This window comes from Acinetobacter sp. DMC2, assembly GCF_056314305.1.
The window spans coordinates 280,439-304,780 of record NZ_JBQUYP010000003.1 but is presented as its reverse complement, the minus strand read 5'-3'; the positions used below and the strand labels follow the sequence as shown (position 1 = coordinate 304,780).

18 protein-coding genes are annotated in these 24,342 nt (G+C 39.5%); 10 read left to right on the top strand and 8 right to left on the bottom strand.

Going from position 1 to position 24,342, the window contains the following annotated elements; genetic code table 11:
* Positions 1-3: 3 nt before the first annotated feature.
* Genes ACT53H_RS08225 through ACT53H_RS08215 form a run of 3 tightly spaced genes read right to left on the bottom strand, consistent with a single transcriptional unit; the run spans position 4 to position 3,717 of the window.
* Positions 4-1,668 (bottom strand): (2,3-dihydroxybenzoyl)adenylate synthase, encoded by a 1,665-nt coding sequence (locus ACT53H_RS08225; protein WP_476009012.1) that lies wholly within the window; start codon positions 1,666-1,668, stop codon positions 4-6.
* Positions 1,665-2,903: an isochorismate synthase gene (locus ACT53H_RS08220; protein WP_476009011.1), complete on the bottom strand. Its 1,239-nt coding sequence runs from the start codon at positions 2,901-2,903 to the stop codon at positions 1,665-1,667. Before ACT53H_RS08220 ends, ACT53H_RS08225 begins: the two co-directional genes overlap by 4 nt.
* A gap of 43 nt (positions 2,904-2,946) precedes the next feature.
* Positions 2,947-3,717, bottom strand: coding sequence for an SDR family oxidoreductase (locus ACT53H_RS08215; protein ID WP_476009010.1), 771 nt, complete (start codon positions 3,715-3,717; stop codon positions 2,947-2,949).
* Positions 3,718-3,983: 266 nt separating this feature from the next.
* Here ACT53H_RS08215 and fes point away from each other — a divergent pair, with 266 nt between their 5' ends.
* From fes to entS, 4 genes are read left to right on the top strand one after another with little or no spacing between them, the layout of a single operon-like run.
* Complete coding sequence (gene fes, locus ACT53H_RS08210; protein WP_476009009.1) at positions 3,984-5,183, top strand: enterochelin esterase; 1,200 nt, start codon at positions 3,984-3,986, stop codon at positions 5,181-5,183.
* A gap of 29 nt (positions 5,184-5,212) precedes the next feature.
* Positions 5,213-5,428 (top strand): MbtH family protein, encoded by a 216-nt coding sequence (locus tag ACT53H_RS08205; RefSeq protein ID WP_476009008.1) that lies wholly within the window; start codon positions 5,213-5,215, stop codon positions 5,426-5,428.
* A 14-nt stretch (positions 5,429-5,442) separates the two neighbouring features.
* Positions 5,443-12,594, top strand: coding sequence for an amino acid adenylation domain-containing protein (locus tag ACT53H_RS08200; RefSeq protein WP_476009007.1), 7,152 nt, complete (start codon positions 5,443-5,445; stop codon positions 12,592-12,594).
* Positions 12,591-13,841, top strand: coding sequence for an enterobactin transporter EntS (gene entS / locus ACT53H_RS08195; protein WP_476009006.1), 1,251 nt, complete (start codon positions 12,591-12,593; stop codon positions 13,839-13,841). The genes ACT53H_RS08200 and entS overlap by 4 nt, the downstream gene beginning before the upstream one ends.
* 42 nt (positions 13,842-13,883) lie before the next feature.
* Here entS and ACT53H_RS08190 read toward each other — a convergent pair whose 3' ends face one another.
* On the bottom strand, positions 13,884-14,615 hold the full coding sequence (locus ACT53H_RS08190; protein WP_476009005.1) for a 4'-phosphopantetheinyl transferase family protein: 732 nt from the start codon (positions 14,613-14,615) through the stop codon (positions 13,884-13,886).
* A 413-nt stretch (positions 14,616-15,028) separates the two neighbouring features.
* Here ACT53H_RS08190 and ACT53H_RS08185 point away from each other — a divergent pair, with 413 nt between their 5' ends.
* Complete coding sequence (locus tag ACT53H_RS08185; protein WP_476009004.1) at positions 15,029-15,319, top strand: hypothetical protein; 291 nt, start codon at positions 15,029-15,031, stop codon at positions 15,317-15,319.
* Between the two features lie 2 nt (positions 15,320-15,321).
* Positions 15,322-16,926: a PepSY-associated TM helix domain-containing protein gene (locus tag ACT53H_RS08180; protein WP_476009003.1), complete on the top strand. Its 1,605-nt coding sequence runs from the start codon at positions 15,322-15,324 to the stop codon at positions 16,924-16,926.
* Positions 16,927-16,986: 60 nt separating this feature from the next.
* Here the strand turns inward: ACT53H_RS08180 and ACT53H_RS08175 are convergent, their stop codons facing one another.
* The 4 genes from ACT53H_RS08175 to ACT53H_RS08160 all read right to left on the bottom strand — a co-directional run bounded on the left by ACT53H_RS08175 (position 16,987) and on the right by ACT53H_RS08160 (position 19,620).
* Entirely contained in the window at positions 16,987-17,607 is a 621-nt protein-coding gene (locus ACT53H_RS08175) for an ATP-binding cassette domain-containing protein (RefSeq protein ID WP_174729221.1), read from the bottom strand.
* Between the two features lie 4 nt (positions 17,608-17,611).
* Positions 17,612-18,304, bottom strand: coding sequence for a molybdate ABC transporter permease subunit (gene modB / locus ACT53H_RS08170; protein WP_174729219.1), 693 nt, complete (start codon positions 18,302-18,304; stop codon positions 17,612-17,614).
* Positions 18,301-19,086, bottom strand: a complete 786-nt coding sequence (gene modA / locus ACT53H_RS08165; protein ID WP_174729217.1) for a molybdate ABC transporter substrate-binding protein — start codon at positions 19,084-19,086, stop codon at positions 18,301-18,303. The genes modB and modA overlap by 4 nt, the downstream gene beginning before the upstream one ends.
* Positions 19,087-19,269: 183 nt before the next feature.
* Entirely contained in the window at positions 19,270-19,620 is a 351-nt protein-coding gene (locus tag ACT53H_RS08160) for a winged helix-turn-helix domain-containing protein (protein ID WP_174729214.1), read from the bottom strand.
* Between the two features lie 218 nt (positions 19,621-19,838).
* On the opposite strand from ACT53H_RS08160, the gene antA reads away from it, so the two are divergent.
* The 4 genes from antA (at position 19,839) to ACT53H_RS08140 (ending at position 24,295) form a co-directional block, all read left to right on the top strand.
* Positions 19,839-21,254 (top strand): anthranilate 1,2-dioxygenase large subunit, encoded by a 1,416-nt coding sequence (gene antA / locus ACT53H_RS08155; protein ID WP_476009002.1) that lies wholly within the window; start codon positions 19,839-19,841, stop codon positions 21,252-21,254.
* Positions 21,255-21,256: 2 nt separating this feature from the next.
* A complete protein-coding gene (antB, locus tag ACT53H_RS08150) occupies positions 21,257-21,748 on the top strand; it encodes an anthranilate 1,2-dioxygenase small subunit (RefSeq protein ID WP_003651713.1) in 492 nt (163 codons plus the stop codon).
* Between the two features lie 5 nt (positions 21,749-21,753).
* Complete coding sequence (gene antC, locus ACT53H_RS08145) at positions 21,754-22,788, top strand: anthranilate 1,2-dioxygenase electron transfer component AntC (RefSeq protein WP_312823313.1); 1,035 nt, start codon at positions 21,754-21,756, stop codon at positions 22,786-22,788.
* Positions 22,789-23,236: 448 nt separating this feature from the next.
* Positions 23,237-24,295 (top strand): AraC family transcriptional regulator, encoded by a 1,059-nt coding sequence (locus ACT53H_RS08140; protein ID WP_353153698.1) that lies wholly within the window; start codon positions 23,237-23,239, stop codon positions 24,293-24,295.
* Positions 24,296-24,342: the final 47 nt, after the last annotated feature.

Below are 24,342 nucleotides of genomic sequence, written 5' to 3'. Positions count from 1 at the left end.
TCTTTAAGCAAGAACATTGGTATTAGTTTCAAGTTGTTGACGTAATCTTTTTTTGTCGATTTTTCCAAAGGCTGTATATGGAAATTGCTCCAGAAATTCGACCCGATCGGGAATTTTGTAGGTAGCAAGTCCATAGTCTTTCAGATGTTGACGAACTGACATTGCAAGGCGAATTTGGCTTGGGTCATCACTTTGTGCTTGCCATGCAATAAATGCACAGCTTTTTTCCCCCATAATCTCATCAGGCATAGCAACTAGTGCTGCCAAACGGATTTGTGGGTGAGTTAATAAAGCTTGTTCAACCTCTTCAGTCGCAATTTTTTCACCAGCACGATTGATTTGTTCTTTTGAACGCCCTTCTACCACAATGCAGCCATCTTTCCGAATACGCACTAAATCGCCTGTTCGATAAAAACCATCCAGTGTAAAAGAACGTGCATTGTGCTCTGGTGCTTGATAATAGCCGCGAATGGTATAAGGCCCACGAGTCAGCAAATGCCCTACTTCTCCAGCGTCTACTGGCTGATCGTTATCATCTAGCACCAAGATTTCATCATCTTGTGATATTTTTAAACCTTGGGTATGAACGATTTGCTCTTTCGTCATGTCAAAACGGGTGTAGTTCACCAGCCCTTCAGCCATACCAAAGACTTGTTGTAGATTGACTTGAAATTCATCAATTAGGCGTGAGGCAACGGCATCGGGCAAACGTGCTCCTCCGACTTGCAAACAACGTAAAGTCGATAATATTGGATCTTGATCTTTTGCCGCTTTATCCATCCATGGTCGGACTAAAGCAGGAACCAAGCAAGCATCAGTCACACCGTGTTTTTTGATTAATGAAAAAGCAGTTTCAGGACTTGAATCAGTTCCTAAAACCACAGCACCACCCGAATAAAAAATACCTAAAGAACCGGCCGAGCTCATTGAAAAGTTATGTGCCACGGGTAAAACCATGAGTAAGCGTGATGACTGATTGAGACGGCAGATTTTTGCGCTTTCACGTACGCTATATAAGTAGTCGTCATGGGTACGTGGAATCAGTTTAGGAACACCAGTACTTCCACCTGAAAGTTGTAAGAAAGCAACCTGATCTGCCGTAGTCGGCGAAATCGCTGCATCCAAAATACTGGTTTCTTTTAATAGATCTTGAATGGCTATAAATTTGCCGGCATTTCCAAGTACAAATACATGTTGTAAGCAAGGAGCAGTTTGCTGAAGCTTTTCGGCAAGCTCTCGGTAGTCAAATTTTTGTGCTCCAAAATCAGCACAGAAATAAGCTTTTGCTTGAGTTTGTTTAAAAAAACTGCTGAGTTCTGCATAGCGATGTGCAGGTAAAGACATCACAGGTAAAGCACCAAGCCGAATCAGTGCAAAAAATAAAATATAGAACTGATAGTGATTCGGCATCTGTACAACCGCTTTATCACCCGCTCTTAGTCCATGTTGATATAAGTGACTGGTACAGTAATCAACTAAATGATCAAAATGAGCGTAACTGACGGCTTTATCCCCATCATATACAGCAATATTTTCTGGGTATTTTTGAGCACTTTCACGCAAGAAATCACTCAAGTTTTGCCCAAGCCAATAACCTTTTTTACGGTAAATCTCAGCAAACTCTGCTGGATATGGCACGGCGCCATCCAGATAAACCTGTGTTGTCATGTATTTGGTCCTTGTATTGGCAATTGATTGGGCGAAATCTGGAATCCGTCCAGCACAGTGCGAAATTTAGCGGCAGTTTCAGCATGTTCAGCTTGCGGACGAGATGCTTCCACAATGCCTGCACCGGCAAATAAACGGGCAATGTTTTGATAAATTCGAGCACAGCGAACAGTCACCGACCATTCACCATTACCTTGTTCATCTGCCCAACCCATAGTTCCTGCAAATAATTCACGATTAAATGGTTCAAGTTGCTGAATTAATTCTTTAGCAATCGGACTAGGCTCCCCACAAATTGCAGGTGTTGGGTGTAAGCGTTCAATTAAGTCAAAAACATGAGTATCGGCTTTCTTAAGTTCGCCGGTGATATGGGATGCCAAGTGCCAGAGGCGTTTGGTACGAATGAGGGATGGTTGTTTTGGTACTTGTAATTGCTTGCAAAAAGGTGTGAGCTCATCGGCAATCATTTCGATGACGAGTGCATGCTCATGTTGATCTTTTTGTGAAGCCAGTAATGCTCTGGCATTGTTTTGGTCTACGGTTGGGTCATCATCACAAGCCAATGTACCGGCAACCGGTTTACTCCAGATTTTTGTATTTTGCTTTGCAATTAAGAGTTCAGGGCTTGCACCGACAAACCACCCTTCACTTTGAGGATGCCTCGCAACTGCATAGTTATAGCCTTCGGGATTATGCTTAGCTAAGTTATAAAATAAGTCTGAGACAGGAATATTTTGTTCAAATTCAAGTTGTAAAATACGAGCAAGTACGGCTTTATCGAGTTTTTTTGCTTGCATTTGCTGAACTAAATATTCAACTTGCTGTTGGTAATGTTCACCTAAAGGGAAATAATCCGCCTTTTCTAAAGATAAAGAACCAAAATCAATATCAGATTGTGCATAGAGTACTTTCTGAAAGATTTTTGCATTTTGCATGAGCATTAAGTTGACATCGGCTGCCGAGCAAAATGGTAGTCCACCCATAATTTTGACGTCTTTATAACCGTCATTTATTGCATGTTGTAATTGAGTTCGCGCTTCATCTAGCCAATCTTTTAAAAGGCTATTTTTAGCGACCTGAATATCTCGTAATTTTTGATGACTATTGATGGCGTATTCTGGCGTGGTAAAAATAAAACCTGCGTCATTTCCACAATTTAAAATTTCTTGCGCTAGTGCAACGCGGCTTTCAGTAAAATTTTCTCGTTGGATAAAATATGGATGCTGTGCCGACATCTCGCAACTCCTTATCAGTTATTTTGTTGTAATGAATGGATGTTTAAACGCCTAAAGTGGCTCCTCCATCAACCACAATTTCTTGCATGGTAATTTGTGCGGCCTGATCAGAAAGTAAAAAACTTACCGTATTGGCGATATCTTCAGGTTGGGCTAATTTCCTTAAGGGAATGCCTGTACGGTAATGGCTTAAATCTCCATCGATTACCGCAGGCGGAGGCGAATTATCTGTCCAAAGCTGCTGCTGCATTTGAGTTAGCGTAGAGCCTGGTGAAACAATATTAAGCCTGACTTGATGAGGTGCAATTTCAAGCGCAAGATTACGGCAGTAATGGCTCAATGCAGCTTTTGTAGTTGCATACATGCCAAGTTGCATACGTGGCATACGTGAACTATTTGAGCTAATCGTGACAATACTTCCCTGCTTTTTTTCACAAAAATGCTTGGCCAGTTGTTGACTAATCGCAATAGGTGCCATGACATTTACTGCGAAAAGTGTTTGCCAGTCTTCTGTTTTTGCTTCAAGCATAGAACGCATAATCAAAACACCCGCCGCATTCACTAAACCCGTCACGCTATATTTGTTTAAAATATTATTAATGAGCTTTGCTGTTGTTTCTTGATCAGTAATATCTTGCTGAAAGCCTTGCCAACGTGAAATGTCACCTTCTTCTAGCTTTTGAGTGATTTCCCATTGTTCTGGGTTTTCCTGTCGGTCGATGCCGATCACTTGATACCCTTGCTGCAATAATTTTTTTGCAATAGCAGCTCCAATACCTCTTGCAGCACCTGTGACTACGATGGTAGAGCTCATGTTTTACTCCAGTTTGACTCGAATATTAAATTGCGTCACATAATTGCAAATAATTATCATTATTATCAAGTGCGATAAATATCAAACATAAGATTACAATCTAAATCAAGTTATTTATTAACCATAAATCTAACTTAAATTATTGTTTTTAATTAACATTAGTAAAACGCATCTTTTTTTATTGATTATAATGATAATTGTTTTCATTTACTAATGAGAATCATTCTGATAATTTTACCGCGCTTTCTTGTCGAGATGGACTCAAAATGAAGCCATTTTCTCAACCCTTACATCCCCTATTTCAACAACTCAATGTTGGGAGTGAAGTCTGGTGGAATACCGTAAAAAAACTAGGTAGCCCGCTGGTCAACCTACAAAAAAATAAAGCGCTATGTACCTTTATTTGGCGTAGTTCTGAACTCAAAGAAAGCCTTTTTGTTTATATCGATATCTATTCACAAAGCCCTTCTATCTATCAAAAGTGGAATCGTTTTAGCCGCGTAGCTGGGACAGATGTGTACTTTTTTGAAATAGAGTTGCCTCTAGCTTGGGCTGGTAGTTATGTGGTCGTGACATCTAGTGAGGAGGCCCCAGAAACAGATTGTGCAGCAACACGACGCGCATGGTGGCAAACCCAGCTTAAACAGAATGCTCAAATTGATCCATTCAATCAACATCGATTTTACACGGGACATCTGGCTCGATATATCAATCAAATTCAACTTGAAAACACAAAATCTTTAATAGCCGATTGCCCGATTACAAAAACATTTCAATGGTCAAGTCGCTTATGCCAACAGGACTATTTAGTCGACGTTTTTATTAGTCATCAATCAACTCAAGAAGACTTGCCACTCATCATTTTGCTTGATGGCCAAATCTGGAGCCGAGAGCTGTCGATTATTCCCGATCTTCAGCATTTAACTGTTGCAGATAAGATTCGCCCAGCAGTTTATGTTTTTGTTCATAGTTTAAATAGTCAACAACGCCAACAAGATTATGGTTGTCATGATGCGTTTAGTCAGGCGTTGGTTTATGAACTTATTGAAACGCTTCTAAAAGAATATTCCTTTATTTCTAAAACAGACATTACCTTATGTGGTCAAAGTTTAGGTGGATTATGCGCTTTACATAGCGCCTTGTTGTTCCCGACCATTTTTACTTCTCTGATTTTACAGTCTGGATCTTATTGGTGGTCAGATTTTTCGAACAGTACGTTAGGTCAAAAATATAAAGGGAATATTTTAGAACTGCTTCAAAACCTATCTCATCCATTATCAAAAACAACTCGAATTTATATCAGTGCCGGCACGTATGAAACCGATATGCGGGACGATGCCCTACAGCTTTATCAACAATTGCAATCATTCAATCAAGTGAGCTTTCACAGTTTTTCAGGCGGACATGATGCCGTGAACTGGCGTACCGACTTGCTTAAGGCATTGCAAAAAACTCTTTCACTATAACCATTTGTTTCATCAAGGATAACAATATCATGAGCAACTTACAGGAAAACTATATTAATCCTTTCGATAACGAAAGTTTGTCTTTTCAGGTTTTAAAAAATCAACAAGGTGAGTTCAGTTTATGGCCTGCTCAACATCAGGTGCCGTCGGGTTGGGATGTTCAGCATGGATCGGATACACGGGCTTCGTGTATTGCATATGTGGAAAAGCACTGGGTTACGATTAACCCCTTTCAACAAGCGTAAAAAGGAGTATTGTCATGAATCAGGCATTAAACAATGAATTTACTCCGGACCTTTCACAACCCACTCGTTTTGAATTGGCCTCTACTCAGCTCGGCATTTTCCTTGCCGATCATTTAAGTTCAATTGAAGATTTATATACTATTGCGCATTGTTTGGAACTACCAAAAACTGTCGACATCCCCACATTTAAAAAAGCAATTCAAATCGGCTTAAATGAAGCCGACACGGTCATTGCTTCATATTCATCTGACCCGTCTCAACCATTTATTGAGCTTAATAATCAAGTTCAGTTTCAAATCGAAGAATTTGATTTTTGTCATTTAACGCCTAAAAAAGCTCAACAACGCTTATGGGACTGGATGCCATCAGATCGTCAATGTGCTAAATCACTTAAAGCTGGTGAATCTCAACTGTTCCGTCAGGTGCTATTTACTACACATGACAAAGTGTATTGGTATCAACGTTATCACCATATCATGCTTGATGGCTTTAGTATGATTAACCTAACCAAACGTATTGTTGAGCTATATCAACAATTACAAGAAGGAAAAGATCTTTCGGTTTCCCCGTTCATTGGCGTGAATGAAGTTATTTCAGAACGTCAGGCTTATGAAAATAGTCATCAATTTAAAATAGACCAAGCTTTCTGGAAAGCTTACTGTGAAGATTTACCTAGTCCAATTAGTTTAAGTACTCATCATTTAGCGGCAAAAACTACAGCAACATTTGTTAAGCATCAGTTGCGTTTTTCGCAAGGAATTTTAGAGCAAATTCAGGCTTTAGCTGCGCAAACCAAGTTAGCTTTAAATGACATGATGATGTCATTGTCATTACATTATATTTACAAAATGACCGATAAAACCCAGTTGGTTAACGGTATTCCATTTATGCGCCGTTTAGGTTCAAAAGCGATTCGCTCAACCTTACCGACGGTAAATGTCTTGCCTGTGAAGTTTAAAGTTGTTGAAAAAGACAGTTGGGTAAGCTTGGCTCAACATGTACAAGAGAAATTACGACAAATTCGTCCACATCAAAAATATGATGCTGAACAAATTTTAAGAGATTTAAATAGTATCGATATTCATGAACGAATGTACGGTCCTATTTTAAACTATAAAGCTTTTGATCAAGACTTGATGTTAGATGGTGAAAAGGTCAAAACACACCATATTTCTACAGGACCAATTGATGATTTTGAGTTTTCTTTTATTGTTCAAGATCATGAGCTGATTATCGAACTACGTGCAGATTCGCAGCGTTATACACAAGATGAACTATTTAACCATGGTCAACGCTTAACTTTATTACTTGAACAAGCTCTAATTCGTCCAGAACAGGCATGTAGCAATTTTAATATTACGACACAACAAGAACTTGCTGCCCTAACTCAAAGTGGCATTGGTCCACGTGTTAGCCATCCTGAACAATATAATAATGTTCTAGATATTTTTTATGAGCAAATTAAAAAGTATCCCGAACGTACCGCAATTGTGAGTGGTGAACGTCTAGACCTTCAGCATCTCCGTTTTGCTGAGCTTGCAGTACAAGTGAATCAACTGACTCGTTTTTTACAAGAAAATGGAGCCAAAAAGCAAACTGTCATTGCTGGAGCTATTCCTCGTTCGATTGACTCAGTTGTGGTGATGTTATCCGTATTAAACTCTGGTGCAAGTTTCTTGCCTCTCGATTTAGATTATCCAATCGATCGTATGCAAATGATGTGTGAAGATGCAAATCCATTATTTGTATTAACCACACAAGCACTCGCACAGCAACTACCACAAAATATTCAGCAGTTATATCTTGATCATGAAGATGTTCAAACGCAAATTCGAAAGCAAGATGCGAGTGATATTCCCGCTGAAAATCGCAAATTTGATTTCCAAGATGTTGCTTATGTAATTTTTACCTCAGGAAGTACGGGTCGTCCTAAAGGGGTAATGAATACACATGGTTCTTTACTCAACCTCATTTTGTCGCATAAACCAACCATTTACTGGCCAGTATTAGAAGCTGTAAATCAGCGTTTCCCTGAGCGTCCGTTACGTGCAGCGCATACACACTCTTTCTCTTTTGATTCATCTTGGTTGCAAGTTTTCTGGATGTTATGGGGCCAAGAGCTACATATTTTTGATGAAAACATGCGTCGAGATGCATTTGGTTTAGTGCAAGAAATTCAGCAACGACAAATCGATACACTGGATTTACCGCCATCTTTTTGTGCGCAAATGATGACGAATGGTTTATTTGCTGAAAATCAGCATCACCCAAGTCTTATTTTGATTGGTGGTGAAGCTGCACCTCTAGCCTTATGGCAACAGCTCAATGCTCAGCCAGCGCTTTTTGCTCATAACTTATATGGCCCAACAGAATATACGGTTGATACTTTCCGGGCAGAATTAAAACAGACCGCTCGCCCTGTCATTGGTAACCCTATTGGTAATACACAGGCCTATGTATTAGATCGCCATTTACAACGATGCCCTACAGGCGTGATTGGTGAACTTTATATTTCTGGCTTTGGCATTGCCAATGGTTATTTAGGTCGAGCTGATTTAAGTGCTGCCCGTTTTGTAGCGAATCCATTTGAACATGGACAGCGCATGTACCGTACGGGTGATTTAGTCCGCTGGAATAGCGCGGGTAAACTTGAATTTATGGGGCGCTGTGATGACCAAATCAAAATTCGTGGTTATCGAGTTGAGATTGGTGAAGTTGAAAATGCACTTTCGATTTTAGCCAATGTTGAAAGCGCAGTCGTGATTGCAGAACCGATCAATAACAGTCATCGTTTACTTGGTTACTGTGTGGTCAAAGACATTGAACTTGATGAAAAAACCAGTGAGCAATTAAGTCAACAATATTTAAGCCAGTTACGTCAAAACCTGCCTGAATATATGGTGCCATCTGCCCTGACTGTTATGTCCGAATTTCCACGAAATGTAAGTGGCAAAGTCGATAAAAAGGCACTGCCAAAGCCTCAAATTCGTACCCATAGCCGAATGGCCGAAACGCCTGAACAACAACTTTTATGTCAAATTACTGCATCTGTTCTTAAGCTTGACGCAATTGGAATTGATGATGACTTCTTTATGACAGGTGGCGATAGTATTTCGGCCATTATGCTTTGTACTCAACTACGCCAACGTGGTTATGGTTTAAGACCAAGTGATGTATTTCAATTTAAAACAGTCGCCGCTATGACACCGCAACTCACCCGTTTAGATGAACAACAAGCAGCCGTTTCAAAACCGTTATTTTCAGCAGACCTAGAGCAAAAAGTTCAAGAAAAATATGGAAAAAACAGCACTATTTTACCTTTGCTTCCTTTGCAAAAAGGCATGCTGTTCTTATCTCAAGTAGAAAATCAATCGAACTATAATGCCTTTACTCGTCTTAGTTTAAATGGAGAAATTGATCCGGTACGTTTGCAGCAAGCTTTGATTACCGTATTAAAACGTCACCCGCAACTAGGTGGGCATTTTGATAGCGAATTAGCTGAAGAACCTGTTTTTATCTATTCATTACATCCTAATCAAGCTTGGCCAGTTCAGTTTTGTTCGGTCACTCCCGATTTGCTTGAACAAACCATTCAAGAAGCATTGCAGCAACCGATTCACCTCGACCAACCCTATGGCTTAATTCGGGCAACCTTAATTCAACATGCTCCAGAACAGTCAGAATTATTGATTATGGTGCATCATCTGTTGACAGATGGTTGGTCAACTCCGCTGTTTTTACAAGACTTTATTAAAGCCTATCAGCAAACTAACCAACAATTGCCTGTGCTTGAATATAGTTATGAAACAGTGATTAAAGCTTTATCTGGACGTGGCCATGAAACATCAAAAGTAATTTGGCAACGTGATTTAGCAGATTTACAGCCACTTATTTTATTTAATCAACCACAGCAAGCTATACAGGAAACTCCATATCGTTTAAGTGCCGAGTTGGGTGCAAAACTTCAACATAAATTACGCCAACAAGGCATCACGCTCAATGTCTTCATGCAAATGATTTGGGCAATGACTTTAAATATTTATGCTCATCGTGAAGATATTGTGTTTGGTACTCCTGTTTCGGGACGTTCGGCACCTATCAATGGTTTAGAGCAGCAGATTGGATTGTTTTTAAATACGATTCCAGTGCGTGTAAAACTCAACATGCAGCAAACACTTTGGGAACAATTGCCTCAGTTACAGCAATTGCATGTTGAACATTTAGAACATGATGGTTTAGGACTAAGTGCAATTCAGCAATTGATAGCTCAGGGCAATCTTTTCGATAGTTTGTTAGTTGTAGAAAACTACCCCGATAACCAGTATTTACAGCAAAAACTTGGTGATGCTGCTATTTCCAAACTCACAAATCGCGGTTATAGCCATTACCCGCTTGCTTTGTTGGTTATTCCTGATCATCAAATTGAGCTATTGCTCGAACAGCGTGGTGTAATTGATCGACCAGAGCATTTCCTAGAGCGAATGGTTCAATTGATTGAAATTGCATTAAATGAACCAGAGACGTCTCTAAGTCATTATCGCTTGCAGCTGGTTGAAGAACGCGATTTAATCCAGAAAACGAATCAAACCCAATACTATGTTCGTCAGAGTACGTTACAGCAATTACTCAGAGAACAAGCTCGAATTGTACCTGAACAAACGGCGTTATCTGATGAAAATCATCAGCTCAGTTTCAGTGAAGTGCGTTTGCAAGTTTGTGCTTTAGCACAGCAATTGCAAAGAGCGGGTGTACAGGCTGGAGATATTGTTGCCGTTGCCCTGCCAAGATCAGTCAAACTAAGTATTGCGATTTTGGCGGTAATTGAAGCAGGTGCAGCTTATTTACCTATTGATTTACAACATCCGACTGAACGCATCAAATTTATGTTGCAGGATGCTAAATCTAAACTTGTGATTGGTGAACAAAAAGATTTAGCAGCTATTGTTCACACATCAATAGCTACCTTTGCTTTTAATGAATTATTTGATGAAACAAAGGTTGATTTAAGTAGCTATAAAACGACAGTTATTACCCCACAGCACCCGGCATATTTAATCTATACATCGGGTACAACAGGCCAGCCAAAAGGCGTCATGGTTTCTCACCAAGCTATTGTGAACCGTATTTTATGGATGCAATCAGAGTATCCGCTGTCAGCAACCGATACGATTTTGCAAAAAACACCATGTACTTTTGATGTTTCAGTATGGGAGTTTTTCTGGTCATACTTAGTGGGTGCAAGATTGGTTATGGCTCCTGTGGATGCACACCGTGACCCATTGGCATTATTAAGTCTCATTCAAAAATATCAGATAACAACATTACATTTTGTACCGTCAATGTTGGCTATTTTTGAAAATGCTGCTACCGAAATTTTGTCATCTGCTCAGCGTCAAAGTTTACCAATTCGCCGAGTGTTCTGTAGTGGTGAGGCATTACCAACAGCTCTAGCAAAATCATTTACCGAGCACTTTAGCTGTGAGCTACATAACTTATATGGCCCAACAGAAGCGGCCGTAGATGTGAGTTATATGGATGCAACACTAGGTTTACACCCTGAAGAAAGTAGCGTCGCAATTGGTTATCCAGTCTGGAATACCCAGCTTTATATTTTAGATCAATACTTACGCCCTGTTCCTGTTGGAGTGGACGGTGAGCTTTATTTAGCAGGTCATCAATTGGCAATGGGTTATTTGCATCGAGCGGACTTAACAGCAACGCGTTTTGTGGCAAATCCATTCGCAGCAGGTCAACGCATGTACCGTACTGGTGATATTGCCCGTTGGCATGCAGACGGCAGTATCCAATATGTAGGCCGTGCTGATGATCAGCTAAAAATACGGGGTCAACGTATAGAACTGGGTGAAATTGAACAGCAATTACGCTTAATCAGTGGTCTAGATGTGGTGGTACACCCGATTCCTTCTGAAAAAAATAAAGCTGATGTTCAGTTGGTTGCTTACTTGCAAACAACAGAACCTGTGGATATTGAGCGGTTAAAGAAACAATTGGCGAAACTGCTTCCAGTATATATGGTCCCGACTCACTATGTATTAGTCGAGCAATTCCCATTAAGTCATAATGGTAAGCTAGACCGTAAAGCACTACCGCAACCACAGTTTGATCTTTCAAATACAGAAAAACAGTATGCTACCACTGCTTTTGAACATGAACTGACACGTATTTTCCAGCAAATTTTAAATACAGATCAGAATATTGGTGTTAACGAAGATTTCTTTGCCATTGGTGGACATTCCATTTTGGTAATGAAGCTTGCAATTGAAATCCGAAAAGTATTCAAGCGGACCATTCCAATTGGTCAATTGATGAGTCACGTCACGATTCAACGTTTAGCTGCTTTACTTCTTACACAAGAACGTTTAGCAGAAGTTGAACAAACTGGCATGCAGTCTATTTTACCAATCCGTTCCGGCTCTGGACATCCATTGTTCTGTTTCTTCCCTGGTTCTGGTTCTGCATGGCAATATACTGTGCTGAATCGTTATTTACATTCCGACTTATCAATTATTGGATTGCAGTCTCCTCGACCTGAGGGCCTATTGGCAAATAGCGCTGATATGGATGAGCTGGTTGAAAAACAACTTGAGATTATTCGCAAGCAACAGCCAACAGGACCTTATACCTTATTAGGTTATTCACTTGGTGGCACTGTGGCTTATGCAGTTGCAGCGAAGCTCACTGAACAAGGTGAAAAAGTTGATTTTCTCGGTTTGTTAGACACTTACCCTGCTGAAATTCATCAGTGGTTAGATTTGTCGGTAGAGGAAATGAATGCTGAAGCTGAACAAGAACAGCTTCAATTCTTCAATGATATTTTAGTCGATGCAGATACGGCTTTAAGTGAAGAAACACGGCGTCTACAGGAGGATATTTTTGCAAACTATCGTGATGCCGTCCGTTTATTAAAACCATATAAAATGCCGCACTTTGATGGTGAGCTACACTTGGTTGTCGCTGAAAAAGACTTGCTACCATATATCCAACCAGAACAACAATGGTCACCTTTAGTCAAAAAACTTAATATTGTTCGGCTAAGTGAGGCAGACCATACTGATATATTGTCTCCGCAGCAGCTTGAAACACTTGGCCCCATTTTAAACCGCATGATTTGTCAGGCACGCGGTTTAGAGGAGCGTATGCCATGAGCTTCAAATCTATATTGACCGACTTTAGTCTTTTAAAACGCAATGCTCATTTCCGACATGTATTTATTGCCCGCACATTGTCATTGTTAACGATTGGTATGTTAGTCGTGGCTATTCCAAAACAAGTCTATGACATTACGGGTAGTTCGTTAAATGTTGCAGTTGCAATGGCTTTTGAAGGTATTGCCATGTTTATTGGCTTGTTACTTGGTGGTTTGCTGTCAGATCGCAAAGATCGAAAATGGCTGATTTTATTGGCACGTGGTGTGTGTGGTTTAGGCTTTGCTGGCCTCGCCATCAACGCCATGTTTGAGCATCCTTCGCTTTATGCCATTTACTTTCTTTCAGCATGGGATGGTTTCTTTGGTGCACTTGGTGTAACGGCAATGATGGCGATCATGCCTGTGATTGTAGGGCGCGAAAATATTGTACAAGCCCGTGCAATCAGCATGGTATCCGTACGTCTTGCAACCGTTATTTCACCTGCAATCGGCGGTATTTTAATTGCTGCTAGCGGTGTTGCGACCGTGTATTGGGTCTCAACCGTAGGTACTTTACTCACTGTGTTTTTATTGATGGGACTACCTGCGCTTAAACCGCAACATGTGTCAAATGGCGAGAGCCCTCTTCGCCAATTAGTCCAAGGCTTTAAATTTGTCTTTAAAAATAAAGTAGTTGGTAGCACGATTTTAATAGGCACACTGCTCAGTTTTAGCAGTGCTATTCGTATTATTTTTCCGCAAATGGCAGATGAAATTTTTCACGGCGGTGCATTCGAACTCGGGCTTATGTATACGGCAGTGCCTTTAGGCTCGACTTTAGGAGCTTTACTCAGTGGCTGGACAACACGTTTACTCAGACCTGGCTTGGTCATGCTCTATACGTGTTTAGGGATTTTTAGCTGCATGATTATGATTGGACTTTCACCGTGGTTAATCGTGACTTTGCCCATTTTATGTGTATTTGGATATTTGATGTCGATTGCCAACTTGCTTCAATACAGCATTGTGCAAGGACATACACCTGATGAATATTTAGGGCGTATTAATTCAATCTGGCTTGCACAAGATGCATTAGGCGATTCGATTGCCACCACAACTTTAGGTCTTTTAACTCGGTTCTTACCAATATCCGGAAGTATCCTCTTCTTTGGCATATTAAGCTTTGCAGTCGGTTTTATGTTCTTATTCAACTCTCAAGATATGCGTGAAACAGGATTCCAAGATCCTAAGTTACAAGAAAATTAATCTCTAAATAAAAAAGAAGGCAATTCGTTGCCTTCTTTTGCTTTAAGCAGAATGATGTGCTTGAAAAACCCAAGTCATAATATGGTCTTGTTCTATGGTCCAGCCACCGTCATAGTGTTCTAAGAGTTGATAGCGCTGCTGAATTTCCGGCAAAAAAGTTAGCGTTAATGTTTGATTTTCAAAATTAATATCGACTATAGATGCTTCTAAAAAATCAATATATTGCTTTGCAGTAGGATAAACCGCTTTATATAAGCTTTCTTTTACAGAGAAAATTAAACTCACATAACGGGCAAAATCAAAAAAATCAGCCGCTTTACTTTTCCATAAATCAAACTCAGATGGTGTTAAAACAAGATGTGCACTTTCTTGAGCAAATTCTGAGGTCACCCAGTGTTCAATATCAATTCCCAAATAAATCGCATTGTTAGATAACGCAACAATTAACTTATTTTGTGAATGACTAATACTCCCCAAAACATGGGATGGCCAAATGGGCAAAGGTTCGTGCATCGAGGTTATTGGCTGATCTAAACCGAAATGATGATTTAAAACAGCCTGAGCTAAGACCCTGCCACATAAGTACTCATTTTTACGTTCGACACGCGCTTGAGCAATTTTTAATGGATGCTCTAATTGTTGGTCTATATGCAAACACTGCGTTTTTGATAAATCTAGCCCATAACAAAATAGCTCTGATGCAAGAAAAATAGGACTCGAAATTTCATAAATTGATTTACTGATTTGTTCAGGAATGTATAGATAATGACTCACTGGATTCGACTTCAAAATAAATATTTTTAATGAGTTATCTCCTATCTTAACTTACTTACTGCAAATCTATAAATAATTATATTTATCATTTGATAATAATTATTATTTACTTATACTGTTGGGTAAATTTTGACTTTAATTTACTTATAAACATCGATTATGAAACTTATAGGACTTTTTTTGACCCTGTTGGGAGCGGTGAGTATCTATTGTAGTCATAGCAACCAGAATCTGTTGTCTCAACATCTTCCTACTTTCTTTAAGTATTTAGGTCTAGTGCTATTAGGCATTGGATTTATTACGCTCTTTGCAAGCTTACCAAAAGTAGTTGCCGTTTTTTGCTGGTTCATGCTCATTATTTTTGCGTGGTCGTTTCTTCCCTTTATGGCGCTTTTTAAACGGAAACTGGTTTCATGAAAGCTAAAATTCAGTCTCCTATCCAGCCAGACTGGTGGGGTAAAACCTTTGCTGGGGGTGTTTTAGGTCTAAGTCTTTCTATCGCGATTGGTAATTTGATTGTTTTATTAGGCCAACCTTATATAGCCATGGATTTATTGGTGCAATTGGGGATGTGGAGCATTCCATGGTGTTGGATGCCTATTATGTTTGTCAGTTATTTTTTTACGACTGGGCGAAAAGCGCTTATCTATTTATTCATTGCTAATGCCCTAGCGTATAGCTGTATTTTTGTATTACGGGGGTAAACATGAAAGTACGTTCAGACATCATGAAATTAGCAAAAAGCATGCATACTTGGGTGGGTGTATGTGCAGGGATTTTGCTTTTTATCTGTTTCTTTGCTGGTGGGCTCAGCATGTTTCAGCACCATATTAGTAAGTGGGCTACCCCAACACAGCAAGTTTTACCGAAAGTCTCACCCGACCAATATAATGAGCTTATTCAAAAAGTACAGACTGCCTATCCTGCTGCGCAAAAGAACTTCACACTAAATTTATCGTCCAATGAATTTCACTATGCACCCATTACTTGGAGTGAACATGAACGTGGAGATGGCTTTAATACTGCTCAGGCTACGTGGATGGCAAGCTTAGACGATAAAGGTCAGTTAATCGTTGCTCAAGAAAACTTATCTAAGGCAGGTTGGCTAATTGAACAGTTGCATGAAACGGCAGGCATACCCGGTATGGCAGGCCATCACGGACTAGGCCTTTATGTGATGGGTGTTGTTTCGATTCTATATTTTCTTGCCCTGCTTTCAGGGGTAATCATTCTATTACCCACCTTGGTAAAGGATTATTTTGTCATTCGCCCTGGTAAAAATAAAAAGCGTTTTTGGTTAGATGCGCATAACGTGATTGGAATTACCAGCTTACCGTTCCACATCATTATTAGTATTAGCGTTATTGTCTTTGCTTTTCATGACCTTTTTTATGATGCGATTGGACAACTTGCACTCAAAGGACAGCCTGTTTTTCAGCGTTCTCCCCCTGCACTTATTCAGCCTAAACAAACACAGATTAATGTGCAGCAAATACTAGCTCAAGCTAAAAAAGTAGCACCTGAATATTCAGTTGACTATATCCAGTTCAGTGGCCTAGATAAACCTGAAAAAGCTAATGCACGTATTGCCCTCTATAGTTCAGATCAGATGTTGCGCGGTGCGAATCATGACTTTATGCGTATGAACCCATATGCAGTTGAGCACTTTAATCATAAAGGCATTAACACACAGACTGATGCCGGTAATAAGCTAATCAACGCTATGTTCAGCTTACATTTTGGAAGTTTTGGTGGTACGGGCGTACGTTGGATTTATTTTGTGTTAGGTGTCGGTGGCGCTTTCTTATTTTATACGGGCAACATTCTTTGGGTTGAAACTCGTGCACGTAAGCAAAAGCGTGCTGAAGATCCTGTTCCTGTTCAACGTAAAGATGTAGTGTTCCTTGCAAACTTAACTATAGGTGCATGTTTAGGGTGTGTTTTAGCAGTCGTGGGTACAATGTTGGCCAGTCGTTGGCTTTTCGCAGCGCTTAACATTGAAAGCATGAATCACCTCTTTATGTATGGTTATTATGCGATTTTCCTACTGACTTTGATTTATACCTTTGTGATTGGCTATGCAAAAGCTTTACCACAACTGCTGTTAACCTTGGTTTTAGTGTTATTTGCGATTCCGTTTACCTCCCTTTTAGCCTACTTCATTCCTCAAAGTGGCTTATGGGTACATGGTGGAGAAATCTTAGTGGTTGATTTCTTAGCTATCATTTTTGCTTTCGCTTTCTGGCATTTTTATCAACAAGCCCAAGATCGCCTAAAATCTGCTCCAACAGGCAGTTTATGGGCTAGCTAACCACCATAAATCAACATGGCTGAAATAATGTGTGAAAAATGAAAAATGAAAAATGAAAAATTATAAAATCCACATTGTTTCGGTCAGTTGTTTAATTTCCTGAATATCATGACTCACATAAATCATCGGAATTTTTATTTCTTCTTTTACTTTCTGAAAAAAAGGAATAATTTCAGCTTTATGATTCGCATCTAGTGCCGATAAAGGTTCATCAAGTAGTAACAGCTTAGGTGAATATAACAATGCTCGACCCAGTGCCACGCGCTGTTTTTCCCCCCCTGAAAGTTTAATCGGCATACGTTGTAATAAGTGGCCTAACTTTAATAACTCAATAATATAATCTGCTTCAAAGTGACGCTCTTGTTGAGGCAGGTGCTTAAGACCAAATAATAAATTTTGCTTTACCGTTTTATGCGGAAAAAGCTGAGCATCTTGAAAAACTAATCCAACATGCCGCTTTTGGGTGCTCAAATTAATGTTTTGATCTGAATCAAACCATGTTTGATCCTGTATTTTAATGAGTCCACTATGCGGTGTGTTCAGCCCTGCAATGGCATGTAAAATCGATGTTTTACCTGACCCAGAGGCACCAAATAGCCCAATAACAGAAGCATCTGACTGGAAACTAGGCTCAATATGAAATTGACCCATCTGTAGGTGAAAACGGCAATCAATCAACATAACCTTACCGTCCTAAACGTTTCTTTTGATAACGATGAAACCACTGTGCAAACCATAAGGCTAAAAAAGCCACGCTTAACGATAAAACAATAAGCCGTTGAATAGCGGCCTCTGTATCGGGCTGTTGCATTAAGCTATACATGGCTAGAGGCAAAGTGCGTGTTTCATTTGAAATATTACCCACAAAGGTAATGGTTGCACCAAACTCACCTAAACTGCGGCAAAAACATAAAATAGCACCAATTAAAATACCACTGCTGGCAAGAGGTAAAGTGATATGAAAAAATGCCCCTAAAGATGAGGCACCTAATGTCTTTGCTGCCTTTTCTAAGCGCTGATCGACCAGTTCAATTGCTAGTCGAATCGATTGCACCAATAGCGGGAAACCCATCACTGCCGAGGCAAGAACTGCGCCTTTCCAGTTAAATGCAAAATCAATTCCGAGTGGCGCCAAATATTGCCCAACAACGCCGCGGCTCCCAAAAACTTGTAAAAGCAAATAACCAGGAACCACTGGTGGTAACACCAAAGGTAAAAACACCAATGTTTCAATGAATGACTTACCCCAGAACTCTTTACGTGCCAAAAACCACCCCACACAAATTGCAGGAATAATACTGACGACAAGACAACTTGCCGCTACCTTACAAGAAAGTTGTAGCACGCTGAGCTCTTCTGGGGTTAAAGAGAACATCATGGTTTTGCTGGAGCCAACACACTAAAGCCATATTTTTTAAAAACAGCTTTGGCTTGATTGCTTTGTAAAAACTGGTAGAACTTTGCTGAGTTTGAGTTCTTTTTAATTATCCCTACAGGATAAATAATTGGTGAATGTGCAATTTCTGGAAATATGCCAGCTACCTTCACATCTTTGCTAATTGCTGCATCGGTTGCATAGACAATACCAACCTGACATTCACCACGCGCAACAAAGTTTAGCGCTGCTCGAACATCTTCTGTTTCAACTAACTTTGGCTCAATTCGGCTCCACCAACCTAAATTGGTAAAAGCTTGTTTAGCATATTTTCCGACAGGCACACTTTTGGTATCCCCTGTACAAATCTTTCCTGTAAACACTTTATTTAGATCGGTTGTTTTATCTAGTTTTACATTTAGTGACTGCCCTTTTGGAGTAATTAGAACCAAACGGTTGCCTAATAAATTCACACGGTCATTTGCTGCAACTAATTTTTTGTTTTGTAGATAATCCATCCACTGCGTATCAGCAGAGATAAATACATCGGCTGGTGCTCCAGCTTCAATTTGTTTCGCTAATGTCGATGAGCCTGCATATGAAGTTTTGACTTCTATCTTGTTTTGTTTTTCGTAAATTTTTTCTAAATCGTTAATTGCATTCGTTAAGCTCGCTGCTGCATAAACGGTAACCGATTCAGCCTTAGCTGGAACATTAAAGACCAATCCTATGCTGAGCATCGAACAAGCTAAAGCCAACTTTTTTATCTCCGTATCACTTAACATTATGTCTTACCTTTTTGTCGTTTTTTGCAGCGATATATACCCAAGAATATAGCGATAAGCATACGCTATGAAAAGTAGAAATTATTTATACAGATAGATATTTTTTCTGAGCAACTGAAAACTATATAGGTAGATAGAATTGATTCGCGCCTAAATTCTTTGATTTATAAAATATTTCTCATCTTATTTCTTTAAATAACTACTCATAATTTGATAATTGTGTTCTAAGGCTTGTCGAGCATTGATTTCCATTTGTCGGTAATGCTGTAAAACCTTCTCTCCTAAAGCTGTAACGGCCGCCCCACCACCATGTGTTCCGCCTGTTTGAGTTTCTACTAGAGCTGTTTCGAAGCATTGATTCATGGTGTCTACCAACTGCCAAGCACGGCGGTAGCTCATATTCATAGATTTTGCGGCTTGTGAGATCGAACCCGTTCTCACAATTGCTTCAAGTAAGTCTGCCTTTCCAGGGCCGAATGCGATGTTCTGCTCTAAAAGAATTCTAATCTGTAATTTTAAGTTTTGTTCTTTCATCGGCTTAATTCACAAGATTTGATTTTGTTCTGGTTAAGATTATATGGAAATTTAAAAGATAGGACATATACATTTTTAAAATGCGATTACATCTTAAAGATAGTCTTATTAAAAAATCAAAACTGCACAAAGTGGATAAAGATCTGGAAAAAACGGATAGAGGCTAAAGCCTAATCGCGGTTCAATCAGTTAAAAGCTGAATGAATAGGATTGAGCAAATGACCTCATCTAATTTAAAACAATGGAATGATTTTGTAGATGGATGTATCGACTTCCGTCCTAACGATGGCGTGTTTCGTATTGCACGTAATATGTTCACTGAGCCTGAACTATTTGACTTGGAAATGGAACTTATTTTTGAAAAGGTTTGGATTTATGCATGTCATGAAAGTGAAATTCCAAACAATCATGATTTCTTAACAGTTCAAATTGGTCGTCAACCGATTATTGTGAGCCGTGATGGTAAAGGCGAACTACATGCGATGGTAAACGCTTGTGAACACCGCGGTGCGACTTTAACACGCGTTGCTAAAGGCAACCAATCTACATTTACTTGTCCGTTCCACGCCTGGTGCTATAAGTCAGATGGTCGTTTGGTTAAAGTCAAAGCACCTGGCGAATATTGTGAAGATTTTGATAAATCAAGCCGTGGCTTAAAACAAGGCCGTATTGCCAGCTATCGTGGTTTCGTATTTGTAAGTCTTGATACTCAAGCAACAGATTCTCTAGAAGACTTTTTGGGCGATGCAAAACTGTTTCTTGATTTAATGGTTAACCAGTCGCCTACGGGTGAACTCGAAGTGCTTCAAGGCAAATCATCTTATACCTTTGCAGGTAACTGGAAGCTACAAAATGAAAATGGCTTAGATGGTTACCATGTAAGTACTGTTCACTATAACTATGTTTCTACAGTCCAACACCGCCAACAAGTCAATGCATCAAAAGGTGAAGAACTCGATACGCTTGACTATAGCAAATTAGGTGCTGGTGACTCAGAAACTGATGATGGCTGGTTCAGCTTCAAAAATGGTCATAGCGTATTATTTAGTGATATGCCGAACCCAACTGTTCGACCGGGTTACAGCACAGTTATGCCATATATGGTCGAAAAATATGGTGACAAATATGCTGAGTGGGCAATGCACCGTTTAAGAAACTTGAACTTGTACCCTAGCCTATTCTTTATGGATCAAATTAGCTCACAGCTTCGTATTGTTCGCCCTGTCGCTTGGAATAAAACCGAAGTCATTAGTCAGTGTATTGGTGTTAAAGGTGAATCTGCGGAAGCACGCCGTAACCGTATCCGCCAGTTCGAAGATTTCTTTAACGTATCAGGCCTTGGTACACCAGACGATTTAGTTGAATTCCGTGAACAGCAAAAAGGTTTTCAGGCACGACTTGAACGTTGGAGCGATATTTCTCGTGGCTGTCAGTCTTGGGAATATGGCACGACCAAAAACTCACAAGATTTAGGCATTCAACCTGTCATTACTGGCCGTGAGTTTACCCACGAAGGACTCTATGTAAACCAGCATGGACATTGGCAACGTCTAATGCTCGACGGATTAAACAAGAAAGCATTAAAAATGCAGGATATTACTTTTGAAAACAATGCCGTAATGGATGAGGTGTAACCATGTCACAAGAACTATATTTTGCTGTATCTCAGTTTTTGTACAAAAAAGCAGAACTTTGTGACGCTTATGACTGGGATGCCTACCTAGAGCTTTACGATGAAGATAGTGAATATCATATTCCGCAATGGATTGATGACCATAACTATGTTCAAGATCCGAATCAGGGTTTGTCTTATATTTATTATGCGGACCGTACTGGACTCGAAGACCGTGTATTCCGTATTCGTACAGGAAAAGCAGCTTCGGCAACGCCATTACCACGCACTTTACACAGCATGAATAACATTCGAGTTAAAACACTTGATGATGGCCTAATTGAAGCAAAAGTTGCATGGCAAACACTGTATAACCGTCAAGGTCTAGAAGGCTGTTTTTACGGACACGCTACTTATCTTTTACGTCAAACAGCAGATGGTTTCCGCATTCGTCGTCAGCACAGCATTTTGCTTAATGACAAGATTGATTCCGTTTTAGACTTCTATCACGTTTAAGGGAAATGAAAATGGGACATTCAGTTGCACTTAACTTTGCCGATGGCAAAACCTTTTTCATTTCGGTAAATAACGACGAATTACTGCTTGATGCAGCAGTTCGCCAAGGAATTAACCTGCCGCTAGACTGCCGTGAAGGTGTTTGTGGTACCTGTCAGGGACAGTGTGAAACTGGTCTTTATGAACAAGAATATGTTGATGAAGATGCATTAAGTGAGCGTGATTTGGCTGAGCGGAAAATGTTAGCTTGCCAGACGCGTGTGAAATCAGATGCAGCTTTTTATTTCGATCATGATTCTGCTATTTGTAACGCTGGTGATACTTTAAAAATTGAAACCAAAGTGACTGCGGTTGAGTTGGTTTCTGAAACAACAGCAATTTTGCATCTTGATGCGAGCAGTCATACTGAACAACTTCAGTTTTTACCGGGTCAATATGCTCGTTTGCAAATTCCAGATACTGACGACTGGCGTTCTTATTCTTTTGCAAATAGACCAAATGCAACCAATCAATTACAGTTTTTAATTCGTCTTTTGCCAGACGGTGTGATGAGCAATTACTTGCGTGATCGCTGTAAAGTTGGACAAACCCTGCTCATTGAAGCACCTCTGGGTAGTTTCTATTTACGCGAAGTACAGCGACCACTCGTTTTTGTAGCTGGTGGAACAGGGTTATCGGCTTTCTTGGGAATGTTAGATAACTTGGTTGAGCAGCCTAACTCACCTGCTGTTCAGTTGTATTACGGCGTAAATAATGAAACCGACTTGTGTGAACAACAGCGTTTACATGCCTACGCAGAACAGCTTCCGAACTTTAGTTATCACCCGATTGTGACTAAGGCAACCGAAGCTTGGCAAGGCAAAGCGGGTTATATTCACGAGCACTTAAATAAAGATCAACTGGCTGAACAGGCTTTTGATATGTATTTATGTGGCCCACCACCAATGATTGAAGCTGTTAAAAATTGGTTAGATGAACAAGCTTTGCAAAACTATCGTATTTACAGCGAGAAGTTTTTACAGAGCAATACATCACGTTAAAAGTATAAATAGCTTAAAACTACTAAACCTGAAATGATTCAATATACTCTTATAAGGGGTATATTGAATTTTCGTTTTTAAATTAAAAACCATTATATATCAATAGTATAAAATAAAAGATTCCGATAAAATAAATTGACCAATTCGCTCGGATTTGCTATAAATTTTGATAGATCTTAAGGAATAAGATCATGATGAGATTAACTTATAGCACCTTTTATATTCCCCTATTCTATTTCTCAAATGTATTAAATTGATGGACAAAATCCGACTTAAAATTTGAGAAAATCACATTAATTAGCGGTTAAATTGGTCTGTATTTTGCTTATATCTCATTGTAATTTGCGAGTAACTTAATTTTTTAAGTGCCGTATTTACTTGCTGTGCAGCGAAGTTTTAAAGCTTTTATAACACAAGTAAATACAGGAGTGAGCCAAAAGGGATATATATGAACCAAGCCAACTCCCCCGAACTCAGTGGGCGTCATTTTCAAAATGAGTCTATCTTTACCAATCATAATTTGGTGTTTGATCATCACGATTTAAATGAAACCTGCCGAAATGTAGGTCAAATTTTTAAACCGCATGATCTTAAAATCTCTCAGCAGAAGCGAGATTTCAGTGCAACCATGCACCATGTTAAAACAGGTGCATTGTCTATTAGTCGTTTGGAATATGGCGCTGATGTCATTATTGAACCAGATCATCTTGATAACTTTTACCTAATTCAGATTCCAACTCAAGGCTATGCAGAAATCGAGTTTGGTTCACAAAAGTTTATTTCTTATTCTCAAGTCGCTTCTCTTATTTCTCCTCAGCAATCTTTACGTATGCGCTGGCACGCGAACTCACCACAGCTCATTCTAAAAGTTTCAAAGGATGATTTTACTTACCATTGCCGTCAGCACATTGCTGATTCTGAAAATAACTTACTCGTTTTTGATCCTAAATTAGACTTTGCTACACAAAGTGGAGCCTACTTTTTACAGCTCGTAAGAACATTGATGGACGCGTTAGCATGTGATCAACATCCACTCCATCATCCTTTAGCCTTTAAACAATTTGAGTCAAATCTATTTAATGCACTTATTTATGGTCAACCCAATAATGCATTACATAAGCTTGATCATTATAAAGAAAAAACCGTCTCACCTTATTTCGTGAAGCGCACAGAAGCCTATATTAAAGAACACTTACATGAGCCGCTGAATGTCGAAATTTTGGCTGAACATGCGGGTGTGAGTGTGAGAACACTATTTACTGGCTTTAAAAATTATTTGGGGACTACCCCAATGTCTTATCTTAAAGAATTACGCTTTGAACAAGCTCATTTAGAACTTATGCATAATGAACATCTATCGGTTACTGACGTTGCATTTAAATGGGGATTTACTCACTTAGGCCGTTTTTCTCAAGAGTACAAACGCCGTTATGGTGAGCTACCTTCGTCTACTCGCCGATCTGGACAGAGTGAAGGTGCAGGCTTAATTACGTCAATTTTTTCTTAAAACAAATAGAGAAAGCCTTTTATATTTATTGATATAAAAGGCTTTTT

What these genes read in the sequence shown, in the direction of transcription:
- ACT53H_RS08140 (WP_353153698.1), top strand. Translation starts at nt 23,237, where the DNA reads ATGAACCAAGCCAACTCCCCCGAACTCAGTGGGCGTCATTTTCAAAAT.
- ACT53H_RS08225 (WP_476009012.1), bottom strand. Translation starts at nt 1,668, where the DNA reads ATGACAACACAGGTTTATCTGGATGGCGCCGTGCCATATCCAGCAGAG.
- ACT53H_RS08205 (WP_476009008.1), top strand. Translation starts at nt 5,213, where the DNA reads ATGAGCAACTTACAGGAAAACTATATTAATCCTTTCGATAACGAAAGT.
- ACT53H_RS08180 (WP_476009003.1), top strand. Translation starts at nt 15,322, where the DNA reads ATGAAAGTACGTTCAGACATCATGAAATTAGCAAAAAGCATGCATACT.
- antC (WP_312823313.1), top strand. Translation starts at nt 21,754, where the DNA reads ATGAAAATGGGACATTCAGTTGCACTTAACTTTGCCGATGGCAAAACC.
- ACT53H_RS08215 (WP_476009010.1), bottom strand. Translation starts at nt 3,717, where the DNA reads ATGAGCTCTACCATCGTAGTCACAGGTGCTGCAAGAGGTATTGGAGCT.
- entS (WP_476009006.1), top strand. Translation starts at nt 12,591, where the DNA reads ATGAGCTTCAAATCTATATTGACCGACTTTAGTCTTTTAAAACGCAAT.
- fes (WP_476009009.1), top strand. Translation starts at nt 3,984, where the DNA reads ATGAAGCCATTTTCTCAACCCTTACATCCCCTATTTCAACAACTCAAT.
- ACT53H_RS08220 (WP_476009011.1), bottom strand. Translation starts at nt 2,903, where the DNA reads ATGTCGGCACAGCATCCATATTTTATCCAACGAGAAAATTTTACTGAA.
- modB (WP_174729219.1), bottom strand. Translation starts at nt 18,304, where the DNA reads ATGATGTTCTCTTTAACCCCAGAAGAGCTCAGCGTGCTACAACTTTCT.
- ACT53H_RS08160 (WP_174729214.1), bottom strand. Translation starts at nt 19,620, where the DNA reads ATGAAAGAACAAAACTTAAAATTACAGATTAGAATTCTTTTAGAGCAG.
- ACT53H_RS08185 (WP_476009004.1), top strand. Translation starts at nt 15,029, where the DNA reads ATGAAAGCTAAAATTCAGTCTCCTATCCAGCCAGACTGGTGGGGTAAA.
- modA (WP_174729217.1), bottom strand. Translation starts at nt 19,086, where the DNA reads ATGTTAAGTGATACGGAGATAAAAAAGTTGGCTTTAGCTTGTTCGATG.
- antB (WP_003651713.1), top strand. Translation starts at nt 21,257, where the DNA reads ATGTCACAAGAACTATATTTTGCTGTATCTCAGTTTTTGTACAAAAAA.
- antA (WP_476009002.1), top strand. Translation starts at nt 19,839, where the DNA reads ATGACCTCATCTAATTTAAAACAATGGAATGATTTTGTAGATGGATGT.
- ACT53H_RS08175 (WP_174729221.1), bottom strand. Translation starts at nt 17,607, where the DNA reads ATGTTGATTGATTGCCGTTTTCACCTACAGATGGGTCAATTTCATATT.
- ACT53H_RS08200 (WP_476009007.1), top strand. Translation starts at nt 5,443, where the DNA reads ATGAATCAGGCATTAAACAATGAATTTACTCCGGACCTTTCACAACCC.